This is a genomic window from Thermogutta sp. (assembly GCF_014359955.1).
Lineage (GTDB): Bacteria > Planctomycetota > Planctomycetia > Pirellulales > Thermoguttaceae > Thermogutta.
Map to the genome: position 1 here is coordinate 1 of NZ_JACIYL010000775.1, position 2051 is coordinate 2051.

A 2051-nucleotide genomic window follows, 5' to 3' on the forward strand; every position below is an offset into this window, starting at 1 on the left:
GAAGAGGATTTTTCGTGATTCGCTTCCGACGCCGATTTATGACGGGAGGAACGTTTGGACACAGTGATTGACAGGGATGGCGAGAGCGTCAGTTGCAACGTTCACTGGGAAACGGCGTGACAGTTGTTTTGTGCCCAGTTCTTTTCCACCTCGAACACGCAACACGGTGCCCCGTCGTGACGGCATGCCACCTGACGAATCGGTGCCCCCAGCACTTCCGAAATAATCTCCTGGTCCAGCAGACAGGCTGTACGATTTTCCTCAAACATGATTATATAGGGGCAACTGCGCTGTCGCAGATAAACTTTTCCGTCATCTTCTTGTACTTCCGCAAGCACGCCCTCCTCGTGGAGAATGTTGACAAGTTGCCGGAGGCGATCCTCGGGTTTTTCTCCCGTGATGCGCCTCATGTAGTGGTTGGCCAGATCTCGGCTGACTCGATCGATGACTTGCCTGACCAGTTCTTCCCCGCCAATTTGGCGAATCGCCCGCCAAATCGCTGGCAGAACAAGTTCCTGGTTGCGTGCGAAGAGCAGCGCCAGAGCCGCAGGAGTGGCGGAGTAGACATGGCGGGGTCGGCCTCGTCCGGGAAGCCGCTGCATTTGTCGTTCGACCAGCCCGGCGGCGACAAGCTCGTTGAGCTGCTCGGTCACCGCGGTTCGCGTCACCTTCATTTCGCGGATGAGATCTGCCACACTCTTCGGGGAGTTCCCCACCAGCAGCTTGATCACCCGCATACTCGCCGGGCTAATGTTAACTTTTTCCAGATGGGACGTGTGCCACATAAAAAGGACCCCCTGTAACCCATTGTCAGTCGTCTTCCGCTTTCTGCCGACGCTCGCTCAGACCCTCCTGCCAGGCTTCTCGATCGACGTGGCCGCGTTTCGCAGTTGGGTTTTGCAACGACGGAGCTGCAACCCGGAGTTCGTGTGGCAGGCGCAAACAGCCAACGGAAGCGACGTTCCGAAGCGTCGCGTAAGCCCTGTTTCATCCACCGCTCAGGAGAAGTGGGTCCTCGATACCATTATTGTCACCCATCGCTGGGGGTATCGTCAAGGCTACCCGGGGGCAACATCGGCTTCATCCGCCCGTTTGCACCGGGCGAGAATTTTCGCGATCTGGTGTAACGAAACGGCGGGGCCGGCCGTCTATCCTCTTTGGGATGCACGTGCACACCAAGCTGGATTTCGAATCGACACGGAGATTGCCAAATGCTGTCGCGAAATGGAAGGCCACGATTCTTGGGCGGTTGCCGCCCTCGCGCGAGAACCGTTGCAAGGTGGGGGATCGTTATCCCCACTTTATTCCTACTCGTCGTTGTGGTCGGTTGTTCGCAGGGGTTTGTGAGCGGCGTGCTCGCGCCCGGCCAGAAGGGAGGCGACGCGTCCGTCGGGCAAAGGAGCGAGTCCGCCCCCACACCGGGAAGCAGTGCGGAAGATCAAGTTTCCGTTTCCCGAAACACGGCTTCCGGGACGGAGGTGAGTTCCACAACGGAAAGTAAGGAAAGATCGTTACAGAAGAATACTAAGGAGGTGAAGAACATGTTTTTCTCCAGCGGTCACGCGATTGAGCACGTCACCATGGCAGACTTCCCATCGAAAGTGCTCCAATCCACAAAACCGGTGCTTGTGGATTTTTATGCGGACTGGTGTCCCCCCTGTCGGATGCTGGCACCTGTTCTTCAGGAAGTTGCCAAGGAAGTCGATCACGTGGACATCGTCAAAGTCAATGTGGACCAGGAACCGCGGCTGGCCTCCCAGTACCGCGTGTCTGCAATTCCCACGTTGATCCTGTTCAAAGATGGGCAACCTGTCGAACGCGTGACGGGTTTTCTCCCCAAACAGGAACTCAAGCAACTTCTCGCCCAGTACGAATAAAACCCGGGCGTCATCACTTCATGCCCGACGCGTGAGAGCGTGGCGCAAACAGGGGCGACCGGCCGGTCGCCCCTGCGATTTTCATCGGGCGCTCTCGGAGGGACGTGCTTGTCACGTCCGCCTTTCAACGTGGGATTTATCCATTTCCTTTCACCAGGGACTGAAGTCCCGCAC

2 protein-coding genes are annotated in these 2051 nt (G+C 57.3%); one reads left to right on the plus strand and one right to left on the minus strand.

The genetic code is table 11. From position 1 onward, the window contains the following. Positions 1 to 101: 101 nt before the first annotated feature. The gene (locus H5U08_RS16840) at positions 102 to 785 is read right to left on the minus strand and encodes a MarR family transcriptional regulator (protein WP_297035728.1); all 684 of its coding nucleotides are present in this window, start codon (positions 783 to 785) and stop codon (positions 102 to 104) included. A gap of 756 nt (positions 786 to 1541) precedes the next feature. Here H5U08_RS16840 and trxA point away from each other — a divergent pair. Next, a complete protein-coding gene (gene trxA / locus H5U08_RS16845; RefSeq protein WP_297035730.1) occupies positions 1542 to 1877 on the plus strand; it encodes a thioredoxin in 336 nt (111 codons plus the stop codon). Positions 1878 to 2051 lie beyond the last annotated feature (174 nt).

Excerpts from the sequence above, each read along its gene's own strand:
- H5U08_RS16840 (WP_297035728.1), bottom strand. The coding sequence starts at position 785 with ATGTGGCACACGTCCCATCTGGAAAAAGTTAACATTAGCCCGGCGAGT.
- trxA (WP_297035730.1), top strand. The coding sequence starts at position 1,542 with ATGTTTTTCTCCAGCGGTCACGCGATTGAGCACGTCACCATGGCAGAC.